Origin of the sequence: Microbacterium sp. SD291 (assembly GCF_017355365.1) — a bacterium.
GTDB lineage: Bacteria > Actinomycetota > Actinomycetes > Actinomycetales > Microbacteriaceae > Microbacterium.
In genome coordinates this window covers 1-15,569 of sequence record NZ_JADIJR010000007.1, presented here as the reverse complement: position 1 = coordinate 15,569, position 15,569 = coordinate 1, and the positions used below count along the sequence as shown (strand labels likewise).

The following is a 15,569-nucleotide window of genomic DNA, read 5'->3' as shown; positions in this document are numbered from 1 at the left end:
GCCGGGGGACGGCATCCTGCGGATGCCGTCCCCACCCCCTTCCCTGGAGTTGAACATGTCTCGTGAAACGCGCTCGGCACGCACCGCACTGCCGCCCGATCAGCCGTCGATCCCGCAGCGCGGCGGCGGTACGGCCGCCTACTGGCTGTACCTCCTCCCCGGCTTCGTGCTGCTGCTGGTGATCGTCATCGTCCCCCTCGTCTGGAACGCGTACCTCACGTTCACGAAGTGGAAGGGCGTGCGCACCCCCGAGTTCATCGGACTCGAGAACTGGCAGAAGCTGTTCTCCGACGAGGACTTCTGGACCTCGTTCGCCAACTCCGTCTGGATGATCATCGCCATGGTCGTCATCCCGACGATCGTCGGGCTCATCGTCGCCGCACTTCTGTTCGACGTCGTCGGCCGCAAGTTCGGCGGCAGGGTCGGCAGCTTCCTGCGCGCCACCTACTACCTTCCGCAGATCCTCCCCATCGCCGTCGCCGGCATCGTGATCGGCTGGATCGTGCGACCCGGCGGCGACGGCGCCCTCAACCAGATACTCGGCGCGTTCGGCATCCCCGCCTACGACTGGCTCGGCCAGATGCCGTCCGCGCTCATCGTGCTGATGCTCGTGATGGTCTGGGTGCAGATCGGCTACCCGGTCGTGGTGTTCATGGCCGCCCTGCAGCGCGTCGACCCCGAGCTCTACGAAGCCGCGGAGCTCGACGGCGCGAACTGGTTCCAGCGGTTCTCCGCCATCACGATGAGCATCATCCGCCCGGAGATCTTCGTCGTGACCCTGACCTGCACGATCGCGGCCCTCAAGGTGTTCGGCCCGGTCTACATCATCACCCGCGGCGGGCCGGCCGGAGCCACCCTCGTCCCCGCGTACTACGCCTACCAGGAGTTCTTCACCAAGCGGAACGTCGGATACGGCGCCACGATCGCAACGGTCCTCACGATCGTGGTCGTCATCGTGTCGATCGTGTTCATCCGCGTGCAGAACTCGATCGAGCGCAAGGAAAGGGCGGGGCTGTGATGAACGCCACCACTGCCATCGTCACCGGCAAGCCGGCGAAGAGCCGGCCCCGCGGCGGCATGACGAAGAAGCGCGGCATCGACTGGCTGATGCTGGCCCTCGTGGTCATCGGCGCCCTGCTGATCGTCGCGCCGTTCTACCTCGTGCTGGTGAACTCGTTCAAGTCGCCGGTCGACTACGCCACGTCCGGCCCGCTCGCACTGCCCGAGACGCTCGACTTCACCGGCATCGTGAAGTTCTGGGAGCGGGTGAACTTCCCGCAGAAGGTCTGGAACTCGATCCTCATCTCCGGGCTGGTCGCGGTGCTGGCGGTGCTCATCTCCATGCTCAACGCCTTCGCGATCGGCATCGGCCGGGTCCGCGGGCGGTCCTGGATCGTGCTGCTGTTCCTGCTCGCGAACCTGCTGCCGCAGGAGGCGCTGCTCTACCCGCTGTACTACATGTTCAAATCGGTGGGCCTGTACGACAACGTGTGGTCGGTGATCATCGTCTTCACCGTGATCCAGGCGGCCTTCGGCACCTACCTCCTCTCCTCGGTGTACGGGACCTTCCCCAAAGAGGTCCTCGAGGCCGCATCCCTCGACGGCGCGACCCGCTGGCAGATCCTCTGGCGCGTCGTGTTCCCGATCAGCCGGCCGACCCTGTCGGTGCTGCTGATCTTCTTCTTCATCTGGACGTGGAACGAGTTCCTCATCCCGCTGACGTTCCTCGCCTCGAATGCGAACCAGACCGTGCCGGTCGCGATCGCCGTGCTCCAGGGCGATCGCCTGATGGATGTCACGACCACGAGCGCCTCGGCGCTTCTGGGCATCATCCCGACGCTCATCTTCTTCCTCATCTTCCAGCGCACGCTCACCCGCGGCATCACAGCAGGAGCAGTCAAGTAATGAAGTTCACCGACGGTTTCTGGCAGCTCCGACCGGGGGTCACCGCGCTGTACGCGCAGGAGGCCTACGACATCGACGCCACCGACGACACGCCCGACGGGCCCGGCATCGTCATCACCGCGCCGACTGCGGTCATCGCCCGTCGGGGCGACGTCCTCAATCGCGCGACACTGACGACCACGCTCTCCTCCCCTGCGGAGGGCGTCATCCGGGTGCGCATCGCGCACCACTCCGGGGGGCGAGCGCACACGGGCTTCGCCCTCCCCGGGGCGGGCGGGGCCGCGGCGTCCGTGACGGTGTCGGATGCCGGCGGCATCCTGGATGCCGGTTCGCTGATCGCGCGGATCGCCCCCGGCGCACCGTGGGACCTGTCCTTCGAGGTCGGCGGACGGCGCGTGACCGGCAGCGGCGGCAAGTCGCAGGGATACCTGCGCCTGGCTCCGGGCGCCGCCGTCGACGTCGGCGTCGTGGGCAACACGCAGTACGACGCCGGCGTGCCCGCGGCATCCGCGTTCGTGCATGAGCAGCTCGACCTCGGGGTAGGCGAGCTCATCTACGGGCTCGGCGAGCGATTCGGTCCGCTGGTCAAGAACGGCCAGTCGGTGGAGATCTGGAACGCCGACGGCGGGACCTCCAGCGAGCAGGCGTACAAGAACGTCCCGTTCCACCTCTCGAACCGCGGCTACGGCGTGCTCGTGAACGACCCGGGGCACGTGTCGTACGAGATCGGCTCAGAGGCGGTCGAGCGGGTGCAGTTCTCGGTCGCCGGCGAGGTGCTCGAATACTTCGTGATCGCCGGCCCCACCCCGAAGGAGGTGCTCGGCCGGTACACCGCGCTGACCGGCCGCCCGCCGGTGGTGCCCGCGTGGTCGTACGGCCTGTGGCTGTCGACGAGCTTCACGACCGACTACGACGAGCAGACCGTCACGTCCTTCATCGACGAGATGGCGGCCAGGGAGCTGCCCGTGTCGGTGTTCCACTTCGACTGCTTCTGGATGCGCGAGTTCAACTGGTGCGACTTCGAGTGGGACCCCCGCGTGTTCCCCGACCCCGACGGAATGCTCGCCAGGCTCCACGACAGGGACCTCCGCGTCTGCGTCTGGATCAACCCGTACATCGGGCAGCGCTCGGCGCTCTTCCGGGAGGCAGCCGATCAGGGGTTCCTGGTGACGCGGGCCGACGGCTCGGTGTGGCAGTGGGACCTGTGGCAGGCAGGCATGGGCCTCGTGGACTTCACGAATCCCGATGCCACCGCCTGGTACCAGGCGAAGCTGCGCGCACTCGTCGACCAGGGCGTCGACTGCTTCAAGACGGACTTCGGCGAGCGCATCCCCACCGACGTCGTCTGGGCCGACGGCAGCGACCCTGAGCGCATGCACAACCTGTACACGGACCTCTACAACCGCGCTGTGCACGACGTGCTGGTGGATGCCCGCGGCGAGGGCGAGGCCGTGCTGTTCGCGCGCTCGGCGACCGCGGGCGGGCAGAGCATGCCCGTGCACTGGGGCGGCGACTCCACTTCGACGTTCGCCTCGATGGCGGAGACTCTCCGCGGCGGGCTGTCGCTCGCGCTGAGCGGCTTCGCGTTCTGGAGCCACGACATCGGCGGCTTCGAGGGCACGCCGGATGCCGGCGTGTTCAAACGCTGGACGGCGTTCGGGATGCTCGGCTCGCACTCCCGCTTCCACGGCTCCGGTTCCTACCGGGTGCCGTGGGCGTTCGACGAGGAGGCCGTCGAGGTCACCCGTCGCTTCACGCACCTGAAGATGCAGCTGATGCCGTACCTGTATCAGCACGGGCTGGATGCCGTGCAGACGGGTGTCCCGCTGATGCGTCCGATGGCGCTGGAGTTCCCCGACGACACGGCCACCGGCCACCTGGACCGTCAGTACATGCTCGGCTCCGACCTGCTCGTCGCCCCGGTGTTCAGCGAGGACGGCATGGTCGACCTCTACCTGCCCGCCGGAGAGTGGACGTCGCTCCTCACCGGCGAGACCGTCACCGGAGGCGCCTGGCGCCGCGAGACGCACGGGTTCGACTCGCTGCCGCTGTACGTGCGCCCCGGCGCCGTGCTGCCCTGGGGCGCCCGCACCGACCGGCCCGACTACGACTACCACGACGGTCTGCGCCTCCGGGTGTTCGCCGGCGGCTCCGGCACCGCCTCCGTCAGGGTCACCGCTCCCGACGGCACGGCGAGGAGCTACACCGCGAACCTCGAGGAGGTCACGGGCTGAGGCCCGGCCTGGACGAGGCACGGTCCGGCGCGCAGCGCCGCCATGCGCCGCCGGTCAGTCGGGCTTGCCCGGGCGGCTGCGGTTCGTCCAGGCGGCCAGGGCGGATACCGCGGCTCCGGCGGCCTTGTCGAGCGCTTCGGCCGAGCGGCTGAACACGTCCTGCGCGGCATCCTGCCAGCCTGGTGCGGGCGGGGTCTCCCCCGCCTGCACCCTGGCATCGTGCTCGGCGACGTCGAACGCGCGCTCCAGGTCGGCGACGGCATCCCGGTAGGCCGCGAAATCAGCCGGGGTGATCCTCCCGGACGCGGTGCGCCGGCACTCGGTCGCGTGGCCGGCCGCGCGCAGATACGCGGCCGTCGTCGGCCGCCTGACGTCGGTCATGGCGGGGTATGCGATCTGCCGCGCCGTGTCGGTCTCGTACTGCATCCACCTTGCGGTCACCGCGTCGTGCGCCGCGTGCAGCCGCTCGATCGGACGCGCACCCGAGGCCGTCGAGATCTCGGCTCGCGCGGCCGTGAGCCGCGCCTGGCGTGCGCGCACCTCGGCCGCTGCGGACTTGGCGGCGTTCTCTCGCTCCCGCAGCATGCGCTTCGCGCTGGCGACCTGCTCGGGCGTCGCGGTGCGCGCCGCTCGCTGCGCCGTGACGTGGGCGAGATCGGCGCGGGCGACCTTGACCGCCAGGCGCCGTTCGATCGCGGCCTGCCTCGCGGTCTTCAGATCGGTCCGGGCTGCGTCGTACGCGAGCCGCCGCCCGGTCGCACGGCCTCTCCGCCGGGCGCCCATCACGCCGACGGCGCCGGCTCCGGCCGCCGCCGGCGCGATCCACCACCACTCGGCGATCAGCAGCAACGGGTCCATGACTCGATGGTACCCACGCCCCGGTCGCGAGTCGCCGTCGGGGCTCGAGTTCAGGGCTCGAGTTCAGGGCTCGAGTTCAGGGCTCGAGTTCAGGCGAGCGGGTCGGCGAGGAGTGGCGCGAAGGCGATCTCGGCGGCGCCGATGAGCAGCCGATCGTCTCCCAGGGCCGCCGGCAGGATGGTCACGTCCTCCGCCGGGTCGGACATCGCCTGCGCACGCACGGTCTCGATCAGCGCGTCCGCGTCGTGGGTGAGGATCATGCTGAGGAATCCGCCGAGCACCACGGCCGACGGGTTGAGGACGTTGACCGCGCTGGCCAGCGTGGGGATCAGGATGCGGCGCTGTCGCGTCACCTCCTCGATCACGTCGACGCGCGTCGCAGAGGCGAGTGCGTCGGCGAGCACCACGTCGTCCGCACCGCTCAGCCCGAGCACCCCCAGCAGGCGGGCGCGCGACACCTCGTCTTCGAGCACGCCGCTGTCGGTGCGCCGGTCGGTCGGGTCCAGGATTGCGGGCCGGTTCTGCCCCCATTCCCCCGCATAGCCGCCGGCTCCGCCGACCAGCCTGCCGCCGATGATGAGCCCGCCGCCGATGCCGCTGGCGCCGCCGTTGAGGTAGACGACGTCGTCATGACCGACCGCGGCGCCGAACAGATGCTCGGCCATCGCGCCGAGGCTCGCGTCGTTGCCGACCGCGACCGGAAGGCCTGTCGACTCCTGCACCAGGGCGCCGATCGAGGCGTCTCGCCAGTCGAGGTGCGGCGCGTACCGCACCACCGCGTCGGTCGCCCGGACGAGGCCGGGCACCGCGATGCCGATGCCGACCACCCGGAGCTCTGCCAGCTCGCGCACCCGCCATCCCGCGAGGATGCGTGCGACAGCGGCCGTCGCCTCCTCCGGGGTGGTCAGCCGATCGGCCTCTTCCCGCACGCGGGCGCGGACCTGCCCGTTCAGCCCGACCGCCGCCATCTCGATCGCGTCGACCTCGGGGTTGACGGCGATCGCCACGACGTCGTGGCTCGCCGCGACTACGGGTGACGGGCGGCCGACCCGACGGGTCTGATCGGGTTCGCGCTCCACGACGAGACCGGCGTCGGCGAGCGTGGTGACGAGGTCGGCCACGGTCGAGCGGTTGAGGCCGGTCGCCGCGGTGAGCCGCGCCCGCGACTGCGGTCCGCCCTCGTGCACCAGCCGGAGCACCTCGCCGAGGTTGCGCCGGCGCACGCCCTCCACGCTTCTCGCGCCGTCGATCACGGATGCTCCCCTCTCCGGGTGCATGTTCGACCCGCTGGTTCAGCCTAGCCGCGGCGGTCGCACACGATGGGGCTGGACAGGGGCTCGAGCATGTCATAAGTTGTTGTTGCCAACTTATCCGATCTTCCCCGCTGGAGCACCCCATGACAACCCCCACCCGCGACGACAAGTTCTCCTTCGGCCTCTGGACGGTCGGCTACAACGGCGCCGATCCCTTCGGCGGCCCCACGCGTCCCTCGCTCGACGTCGTGCACGCCGTCGAGAAGCTCGCGGAGCTCGGCGCGTACGGACTGACCTTCCACGACGACGACCTGTTCGCCTTCGGGGCGACCGACGCCGAGCGGCAGACCCAGATCGACCGGCTGAAGGGCGCGCTCGCCGACACCGGCCTGATCGTGCCGATGGTCACCACGAACCTGTTCAGCGCCCCGATCTTCAAGGACGGCGGCTTCACGTCGAACGATCGCGACGTCCGCCGCTACGCGCTGCGCAAGGTCTTCCGTCAGCTCGACCTCGGCGCCGAGCTGGGCGCGAAGACGTTCGTGATGTGGGGCGGCCGCGAGGGCGCCGAATACGACTCCGCCAAGGACATCCGCGCAGCGCTCGAGCGCTACCGCGAGGCCGTGAACCTGCTCGGCGACTACGTGACGGACAAGGGGTACGACATCCGGTTCGCGATCGAGCCGAAGCCGAACGAGCCCCGCGGCGACATCCTCCTCCCGACGCTCGGTCACGCGATCGCCTTCATCGACTCGCTCGAGCGGCCTGAGCTCGTCGGCGTCAACCCGGAGGTCGGTCACGAGCAGATGGCGGGCCTCAACTTCACCGCGGGAATCGCGCAGGCGCTGTTCCACGGCAAGCTCTTCCACATCGACCTGAACGGCCAGCGGGGCATCAAGTACGACCAGGACCTGGTGTTCGGGCACGGCGACCTGCACAACGCCTTCTCGCTGGTCGATCTGCTCGAGAACGGCGGCCCCGGTGGAGTGCCCGCCTACGACGGCCCCCGGCACTTCGACTACAAGCCGAGCCGCACGGAGGACGAGAACGGCGTGTGGGACTCGGCCGCGGCCAACATGCGCACCTACCTGCTGCTCAAGGAGCGTGCCGCCGCGTTCCGAGCAGACCCCGAGGTGCAGGAGGCGCTCGCCGCCGCGCGGGTCGACGAGCTGTCGACCCCCACGCTGAACGAGGGCGAGTCCTATGACGACTTCCTCGCCGACCGCTCCTCCTACGAGGACTTCGACGCGAACTCGTACTTCGGCGGCAAGGGCTTCGGCTTCGTCCGGCTGCAGCAGCTCGCCACCGAGCACCTGCTCGGCGCTCGCTGACACCGCGATGGCGCTGGTTCTCGGGGTCGACTCGTCGACCCAGTCCTGCAAGGCCGTGATCGTGGACGCGGCGACCGGAGCGGTCGTCCGCTCCGGTCGCGCCGCGCACCCTGACGGAACGGCGGTCGACCCCGAGGCATGGTGGCGGGCCCTGCGGGCTGCGGTCGCGGACGCCGGCGGCCTCGACGACATCGCGGCGTGGTCGATCGGCGGCCAGCAGCACGGCATGGTGGCTCTCGACGCCTCGGGGAACGTCATCCGCGACGCCCTGCTGTGGAACGACACCCGTTCGGCCGCCGCAGCCGCCGACCTGATCGCCGAGTTCGGCGCGGCGGACCTGGCGGCACGGACCGGTCTCGTGCCGGTCGCGTCGTTCACGATCACGAAGCTGCGCTGGCTGCGCGATCACGAGCCGGAGAACGCGGCCCGCGTGGCCGCCGTCGCGCTGCCGCACGACTGGCTGACGTGGCGTCTTCGCGGTTTCGGTCCGGAGAACCCTGTGCTCGACGAGCTGGTCACGGACCGCTCGGACGCCTCGGGAACCGGCTACTGGAACCCGGCGACCGGCGAGTACGACCGCGAGCTGCTGATCGCCGCGCTCGGCCACGACGTGGCGCTGCCGCGCGTGCTCGCGCACGACGAATCGGTGACGGATGCCGACGGCCGCCGCGTCGGCGCCGGCGCAGGCGACAACGCCGCAGCCGCCCTGGGGCTCGGAGCACGCCCTGGTGACGTCGTGGTGTCGATCGGCACCTCCGGCACTGTCTTCGCGATCAGCGCCGAGGCGGTGCGCGATGAGAGCGGAGCGGTCGCCGGGTTCGCGGACGCGACCGGGAACTTCCTGCCGCTCGTCGCCACGCTGAACGCGGCCAGGGTGCTCGACGCGACGGCGACCCTTCTCGGTGTGAGCCTCGACGGGTTCAGCGACCTCGCGCTGGAGGCCGCACCCGGCGCCGGCGGGCTCTCGCTGCTGCCCTACTTCGAGGGCGAGCGCACCCCGAACCTGCCGGATGCCACGGCGACGCTGTCCGGGATGACCCTCGCCTCGACGACCAGGGCGAACCTGGCCCGGGCGGCGGTGGAGGGCATGCTCCGAGGGCTCGGCGCCGGGCTCGACGCCCTGCGCGCCCTCGGCATCCCCCTCGAGCGCGCCCTGCTCATCGGCGGCGGCGCGCAGTCCGAGGCTGTCCGGCGCATCGCGCCAGACGTGCTCGGGCTGCCGGTCGAGGTGCCGGAGATCGCGGAGTACGTGGCCCTGGGCGCCGCCCGCCAGGCCGCACGGGCGGCCGCTCGGGCCTGATCAGACGTACGCGAGGCCCGCACGGCGAACCGTGCGGGCCTCGCGTGCATCCTCAGACCAGGGTCTCCTGCCAGGCAGCGTGCAGCTGGGCGAACTTGCCGGTGCCGCCGATCAGCGCCTGGGGCGAGTCGTCCTCGATGATCCGGCCGTGCTCCATCACCAGCACGCGATCGGCGATCGCGACCGTCGACAGGCGGTGCGCGATGATGATCGCGGTGCGGTCCTTGAGCAGCGTCTGCAGAGCATCCTGGATCAGCCGCTCCGACGGGATGTCCAGCGAGGCGGTCGCCTCGTCGAGGATCAGCACCGCGGGGTCTGCGAGGAACGCGCGAGCGAACGAGATCAGCTGACGCTGCCCCGCCGACACCCGGCCGCCGCGCTTGTTGACATCGGTGCCGTACCCGTCGGGCAACGACGAGATGAATCCGTCGGCACCGACGGCGCGCGCCGCCGCCCTGATCTCGTCCAGGGTCGCGTCGGGCTTGCCGAGCGCGATGTTGTCGGCCACGGTGCCGCTGAACAGGTACGCCTCCTGCGTGACCATCACGATCGCGCGGCGGAGGTCCTTCGGGTGCAGGTTGCGCAGATCCACGCCGTCGAGCGTCACCCGGCCGACCGTGGGGTCGTAGAACCGCGAGATCAGCTTCGCCAGCGTCGACTTGCCGGCCCCGGTGGTGCCGACCAGCGCGATCGTCTGCCCGGCGGGGATGTCGAGCGAGAAGTCCGGAAGGATCGTCTTCTCGCCGTTGTACCCGAACGTGACGCCGTCGAAGCGGATGGCACCGCGCGACTCCCACAGGTCGACCGGCGTCGCGGGGTCCGGCACCGTCGGCTGCTCCTCGAGCACGCCCGACACCTTCTCCAGCGCCGCGGTGGCCGACTGGTAGGAGTTCAGGAACATCGCGATCTCCTGCATCGGCGCGAAGAAGTTCCGCACGTACAGCACGGCCGACAGCAGCACGCCGACGCTCAGCACGCCGTCGGAGACGCGGATGCCGCCCCACAGCACGACCAGGCCGAGCGTGAGGGCTGCGACTCCCATCAGACCGGGCTCGAAGGTGCCGAACAGCATCATCGAGCGACGGTTGATGTCGCGGTAGTCGCCGGCGACCTTCTGGAAGGTCGCGTCGTTGCGGGGCTCCTTGCGGAACGCCTTGACGGCGCGGATGCCGGTCATGGTCTCCACGAACTGCACGATCACCTTCGCGCTGACCACGCGCGACTCGCGGTAGACCAGCTGGGAGCGGCTGTAGAACCAGCGCATCAGCAGGAACAGCGGGATGCCCGCGAGCGCCAGGATCACACCCGACTGCCAGTCCCAGATGATCAGGGCGATGAACGTGAAGGCGCCGAACAGCACGCCGGAGACCAGGTTGTTGAGACCCCCGTCGAGCAGCTCGCGGATCGAGTCCAGGTCGCTGGTCTGGCGAGAGATGATCCGGCCCGACGTGTACGACTCGTGGAATTCGAGGCTCAGCCGCTGCGTGTGCAGGAAGATGCGCTTGCGCAGATCCAGCAGCACCGCCTGGGTGATGCGGGCGGCGATCATCACGTACCAGGCGATGAGCACGGCGGCCGCAGCCCCCGAGAACAGGTAGACGAAGCCGATCACCAGCGTCGGCATCCAGTCGGCGTCCTTCAGGACCGCAGGCAGCGCGCGGTCGAGACCGATGCTGATCAGGATGGGGCCCGCGACCTGCAGCGCCGTCGAGATGACGAGCACGACGGCCGCGAGGACCACCTGCAGCTTCAGCGGGCGCACGAGCGAGCCGAGCAGTCGCAGCGAGCGCTGCCTGATCGCCCTGCTCTCCTCGCGGGTGTAGTTCGAGCGGTCCTCGTTGCGGGTTCCGGTGATCGCGGAGCTCATGCCTGCACCTCCTTCATCTGATCTGATTGGGTTGCCGAGCTGGTCGACCCTTCGGCAGGCTCAGGGACCCGGCTGTGCTCGGCCTCGGGGCTCCGGCCCTCGTCGTCCGGTTCATCCCTGATGATCGGGATCGCACCCGTCCGCGCGGCCTCCTCCGCCTCGAGGCTGGAGATCACGTGACGGTAGTGGCGGCTCGACTTCAGCAGCTCCGAGTGCGTGCCCACCGCGGTGATGCGACCGGCCTCGAGCAGCGCCACCCTGTCGGCGAGCGCGACGGTCGACGGACGGTGCGCGACGATCATCGCCGTGGTCTCGGCCAGGACGTGCCGCAGGGCCTCCTCGACGAGAGCCTCGGTGTCGACGTCGAGGGCCGACAGCGGGTCGTCCAGCACGAGCACCTTCGGGTTCGCGGCCACGGCGCGCGCCAGGGCGAGGCGCTGGCGCTGGCCGCCGGACAGGCTGAGACCCTCCTCGCCGATGATCGTCTCGACACCGTCCGGCAGCGAGTCGACGAACGCCGCCTGGGCGACGTCGAGCGCTTCCCGGAGCACACGCTCCCCCTCCTCGCTGTGCATGTCGAGGTCGGCGCGGCCGAGCAGGACGTTCTCGCGGACGGATGCCGAGAACAGCGTCGCGTCCTCGAACGCCATCGCGATGTGCTGACGCAGCTCCGCGAGCGGCAGGTCGCGCACGTCGACCCCGTCGAGCGTCACGCGCCCGCCGGTGACGTCGTACAGGCGAGCGGGAAGCGTCGTGAGCGTCGTCTTGCCGCTGCCGGTGAGGCCGACGAGCGCCATGGTCTCGCCTGGGCGCAGCACCAGGTCGATCCCGTCGAGCAGGTCGCGCTCCTGTGCGCCCGCGTCCTGATAGCGGAAGCGCGCACCCTCGAACGCGAGCTCGCCGCGCGGGCTCTCGATGTGCACCGGGTTCGCCGGATCCGTGATCGTGTTCGTCTCGGAGAAGATGTCGAACACGCGGTCGGTCGCCGTCCGCGCGTCGAGCATGAAGGAGAACAGGAAGCCGATCGACTCGATCGGCCAGCGCAGCACCGTCGCCATCGCGAAGAACGCGAACAGCTCGGGCAGCTCGATCGCGCCCTGCGAGATCAGCCAGATGCCGGACATCAGGCTGAGCCCGAACGCGATCTGCGGCATGAGGTCGAGCCAGAACCAGATCGACGCGATCGCGCCGGCCTTGCTCATCTCGGTCTCACGCAGCGTCTCGGCCTGGCGGCTGAACCGGCTGAGCGCGTGCTTGCCCCGGCCGAAGGCCTTCAGCACGCGGATGCCGTGCACGCTCTCCTCGACACTGGTCGCGAGGTCGCCGGCCTGGTCCTGGCTGCGCCTGGTCAGTGCGCCGTACCGCTTCTCGAACAGGTACCCGCGGATCCACAGCGGGATCGCGGTGACCAGGAAGATCACGCCGAGCAGCCAGTGCCAGCGGAACAGCAGCACCGAGCCGATGACGATCGTCAGGACGTTGACGACGAGCAGCACCAGGCCGAATGCGAGCCAGCGGCGGATGAGGCCGATGTCCTGCATCATGCGGCTGAGCAGCTGACCGGACTGCCACCGGTCGTGGAATGCGACCGGGAGCGTCTGCAGGCGCGCGTAGAGCTGGGTGCGCATCTGGTACTCGACCTCGGTGGCCGGCTTCAACACGAACTGGCGACGGAGCCACACCATGAGCGCCTCACCGAGGGCGAGGCCGAACACGGCGGCGGCACCCCAGGCGATCGCGTCGATCGCGCCGGTCTGCACGGGGCCGCGGATGATCTGCTCGAGCACGATCGGGATCATCAGCGCGATGATGGCCGCAGCGAGGGCGCTGGCCGCACCGCCGGCGAGACGCCAGATCACCGGCCGGACGAACGGCTTCAGACGCCACAGGGCGGCAGGAGTGGAGAGGGAGGAGGACGGGGACGAGTTCTGCGATGAAGGCGAGGAAGACATGTCTCTCAGATGAGTTTCGTATGGAAAGCGGTTGCTGAGCGGGGCGGACGCAGCGAGGGACTCGGAGAGTCCTGCATCCGATGCAGATGAGGCGGTGGCGGGCTCTAGAAGAGCAGACGCGCCGGGGTCGAGCCGAGGGCTGCGATCTGCACACTGGCGATCGTGGTCATGGTGTCCTCCTCAGGGGCTCGGCGATGTCGTCCGGTCGGCGCGACAGCCCATCAGCCTATTCCTGTGAACGAGCTGGCCGCAAGAGGAATTCCCGATCCGTCTCCGCCGATCGGGGTTCCCGACGAAACGGGTGCCTTCACCCCGCCCGCTGCGTCCGATGATTCACCGGGCCAGCACCTCGCGCGCCAGCAGGCTCTCCTTGACACCGAGCCCCCAGGCGAAGCCGCCGAGGGTGCCGTCGGTGCGGAGCACGCGGTGGCACGGCACGAAGAGCGCCGGGGCGTTGCGGGCGCAGATGGATGCCGCGGCCCGCACCGCGCGCGGATTGCCGAGCCGCTCGGCGAAGGTCGTGTACGTGAGCGGGGTACCGGGCTCGATGCGGCGGAGCATCTGCCAGCCGGCCTGCTGCAGCGCGGTTCCGTTCTGCTTCACGGCGACTGCGTCGAGGGCGGCGAGGTCACCCGCATAGTAGGCGAGGGCCGCGGCCGCGGCATCCGTCTCGCCGTCGCTGACCGTCTGCGGTCTCTGCGACGGATCGAGGCGGGCGATGATCGCCTGCGGGTCTGCCGTCCATCCGGAGGCGAGCACCCGCTGGCGCTCATCGGCGAGGATCGTGAATGCGCCGTCTGCGGTGTCGATCGTCTGGATGATCGCGGTCATGATGACTCCTTGATGGTCTTCGTGCGCGTCGGCCGGACGGGGGCGGCGCGCCAGAGGTGTGCACTGAGATAGCTGCGCCAGGGCGCGGCGCGCTCCGCCCAGGCGGTGAGGGTCTTCGGCTCCCCGGGGAGCCCTGAAGCTGTGGCGCCCGCGCGCAGCGCCACGTCGCCGGGGAGCAGGATGTCTGGGTCGCCGAGCACGCGCATGCGCACGTAGTCGGCGGTCCACGGTCCGATGCCGGGCATCGCGAGGAGCGCTGCCCGCTGCTCGACGCCATCATCGCCGACCGTGAGGGTCAGGGATTGGTCTGCGAGCGCCGCGGCCGCGCCGGTGATCGCGCGGATGCGAGCGGCCGGGCCGCGCAGCACGTCGGCGCCGTGCTCGGCGATCGCCGTCATCGTGGGGAAGAGCATCCCGCTCTCGGTCCGCTCCCCGAGCGCGTCCGCGAGCGCCGCCAGTGCGGTGCGCGCAGCGGCCACGGTGATCTGCTGTCCGATCATGGCGCGGATGAGCATCTCGTGCGGGTCTGCGGAGCCGGGAACGCGGATGCCGGGGGTCCCGGCCACGAGGGGCGCGAGCTCGGGGTGCGCGGTGAGCGCCTCGTCGACCGCGAGCGGGTCGGCATCCAGGTCGAAGATCCGCCGCACAGTGGCGACGAGCGGGGCGAGGTCGCCGAGGCGGGTGACGCTGGCGCGCAGGTGCAGCCGCTGCGCGGCATCCTGGCTCACCTCGAACCAGACCGGCCCTCCCGGCATGCGCAGGTGCCGCGCGAACGACGTCGCCGTCGCGACCTCGACACCGGGCAGCGCCCGCGCGGCCATCCAGGTGAAGATGCCGGAGGCGTCGAGCGGCCCTCGGTATGGGAGGACGAGGTCGATCGTGCCGGGAATCAGCTCGGCTGAAGCGGCGTCCTTCCGGCGTCTCGCGCGCAGCTCCCCCGGCGTCATGCCGAACACCTCGCGGATCATGTCGTTGCACTGGCGGATGCTGGCGAAGCCGGCAGAGAACGCCACGTCGGAGATCGGCATGTCGGTGCCGACGAGCAGCATCCGCGCGGTGTGCGCCCGGTGCGCCCTGGCAAGCGCGAGGGGGCCCGCCCCGAGTTCGGAGGTGAGCAGCCGGGTCAGATGCCGGCTCGAGTAGCCCAGCCGCGCGGCGAGGCCGGGAACTCCCTCGCGCTCCACGATGCCGGAGGCGATCAGCCGCATCGCCCGCGCCGCGGTGTCGCCGCGGAGGTTCCAGGCGGAGGACCCGGGGGCCGCCTCCGGGAGGCAGCGCTTGCAGGCGCGATACCCCGCCTCGTGCGCGGCCGCACTGGTCGGATAGAAGGTGACGTTCTCGGGCTTCGGGGTGCGCGCGGGGCAGCTGGGGCGGCAGTAGATGCCGGTCGAGCGCACGGCCGTGACGAACTGCCCGTCGAAGCGGGTGTCACGGGCGCTGATCGCGCGGTACCGCTCGTCGAAGTCGGTCACGGGGAGGCTCATGACTCCACTCTGCCACCGTTCCCGGACCCCGGCTGGCGGAAATCGGACATCACTGTGGGGCCGGTCCGGGGCGGTTGAGCGCGCGCAGCGAGACGAAGCGCGCGCCTCAGTCGCGCGACCCCGAACTGAAGTCGCGTTTCGTTTCAGTCGCTTCGTTCCCTCGATCAACGATCGAGGAAGGAACTGGTCGTTGAGCGAGCGAGGCGAGACGAAACGCCTCACCGCCTCGGGATTGCCGGGGTGCGTGTTGTCGTCGTCTCGGGGGCGCGCGTACGGCAACAACGCGCACCTCGGCGGCGTCCGCGGACCGCATATGGTCGCCCCCACGGCTCGAAGGCGACCATTCGGAGCCCCTTCTCGGGCAGCGTGCACACCTGCACGAGCACGGCACGAGATTCGTTCAGAAAGTTTCTCTGACCTGGCCGATTCCGGGGTCGCAATGTCAGTGGCCCCCACCAGAATGGAGGGTATGAACAGCACCGCGGCAGTCCTGGAGGGGGTCGTCTCCGACCTCGCCGGGATGCTTCGTGCGGATGCGGTCGGCACCCCGTCGG

Annotated in this window: 11 protein-coding genes; 5 read left to right on the top strand and 6 right to left on the bottom strand. The window is 70.2% G+C overall.

Annotated elements, in window-relative coordinates; translation table 11 throughout:
• Nucleotides 1-55: 55 nt before the first annotated feature.
• From IPV10_RS05645 to yicI, 3 genes are read left to right on the top strand one after another with little or no spacing between them, the layout of a single operon-like run.
• The gene (locus IPV10_RS05645) at nucleotides 56-1,018 is read left to right on the top strand and encodes a carbohydrate ABC transporter permease (protein ID WP_207481321.1); all 963 of its coding nucleotides are present in this window, start codon (nucleotides 56-58) and stop codon (nucleotides 1,016-1,018) included.
• Nucleotides 1,018-1,905 (top strand): carbohydrate ABC transporter permease, encoded by an 888-nt coding sequence (locus IPV10_RS05640; protein WP_207481319.1) that lies wholly within the window; start codon nucleotides 1,018-1,020, stop codon nucleotides 1,903-1,905. The genes IPV10_RS05645 and IPV10_RS05640 overlap by 1 nt, the downstream gene beginning before the upstream one ends.
• A complete protein-coding gene (yicI, locus tag IPV10_RS05635) occupies nucleotides 1,905-4,139 on the top strand; it encodes an alpha-xylosidase (RefSeq protein ID WP_207481317.1) in 2,235 nt (744 codons plus the stop codon). Before IPV10_RS05640 ends, yicI begins: the two co-directional genes overlap by 1 nt.
• 54 nt (nucleotides 4,140-4,193) lie before the next feature.
• Here yicI and IPV10_RS05630 read toward each other — a convergent pair whose 3' ends face one another.
• Both IPV10_RS05630 and IPV10_RS05625 read right to left on the bottom strand, forming a co-directional pair.
• Nucleotides 4,194-4,997, bottom strand: a complete 804-nt coding sequence (locus tag IPV10_RS05630; protein WP_207481309.1) for a hypothetical protein — start codon at nucleotides 4,995-4,997, stop codon at nucleotides 4,194-4,196.
• 89 nt (nucleotides 4,998-5,086) lie between these two features.
• Nucleotides 5,087-6,274, bottom strand: a complete 1,188-nt coding sequence (locus IPV10_RS05625; RefSeq protein WP_207481307.1) for an ROK family transcriptional regulator — start codon at nucleotides 6,272-6,274, stop codon at nucleotides 5,087-5,089.
• Between the two features lie 119 nt (nucleotides 6,275-6,393).
• Between IPV10_RS05625 and xylA the strand changes: the two genes are divergently transcribed.
• Nucleotides 6,394-7,581, top strand: a complete 1,188-nt coding sequence (gene xylA, locus IPV10_RS05620) for a xylose isomerase (protein ID WP_207481305.1) — start codon at nucleotides 6,394-6,396, stop codon at nucleotides 7,579-7,581.
• Between the two features lie 7 nt (nucleotides 7,582-7,588).
• The gene (gene xylB / locus IPV10_RS05615) at nucleotides 7,589-8,881 is read left to right on the top strand and encodes a xylulokinase (RefSeq protein ID WP_207481303.1); all 1,293 of its coding nucleotides are present in this window, start codon (nucleotides 7,589-7,591) and stop codon (nucleotides 8,879-8,881) included.
• 52 nt (nucleotides 8,882-8,933) lie between these two features.
• Here xylB and IPV10_RS05610 read toward each other — a convergent pair whose 3' ends face one another.
• The 4 genes from IPV10_RS05610 to IPV10_RS05595 all read right to left on the bottom strand — a co-directional run bounded on the left by IPV10_RS05610 (nucleotide 8,934) and on the right by IPV10_RS05595 (nucleotide 15,015).
• Entirely contained in the window at nucleotides 8,934-10,748 is a 1,815-nt protein-coding gene (locus tag IPV10_RS05610; protein ID WP_207481301.1) for an ABC transporter ATP-binding protein, read from the bottom strand.
• The gene (locus IPV10_RS05605) at nucleotides 10,745-12,700 is read right to left on the bottom strand and encodes an ABC transporter ATP-binding protein (RefSeq protein WP_242684689.1); all 1,956 of its coding nucleotides are present in this window, start codon (nucleotides 12,698-12,700) and stop codon (nucleotides 10,745-10,747) included. The genes IPV10_RS05610 and IPV10_RS05605 overlap by 4 nt, the downstream gene beginning before the upstream one ends.
• Nucleotides 12,701-13,033: 333 nt before the next feature.
• Complete coding sequence (locus IPV10_RS05600; RefSeq protein ID WP_207481299.1) at nucleotides 13,034-13,531, bottom strand: methylated-DNA--[protein]-cysteine S-methyltransferase; 498 nt, start codon at nucleotides 13,529-13,531, stop codon at nucleotides 13,034-13,036.
• Entirely contained in the window at nucleotides 13,528-15,015 is a 1,488-nt protein-coding gene (locus tag IPV10_RS05595; protein ID WP_207481297.1) for a DNA-3-methyladenine glycosylase 2 family protein, read from the bottom strand. The genes IPV10_RS05600 and IPV10_RS05595 overlap by 4 nt, the downstream gene beginning before the upstream one ends.
• Nucleotides 15,016-15,569 lie beyond the last annotated feature (554 nt).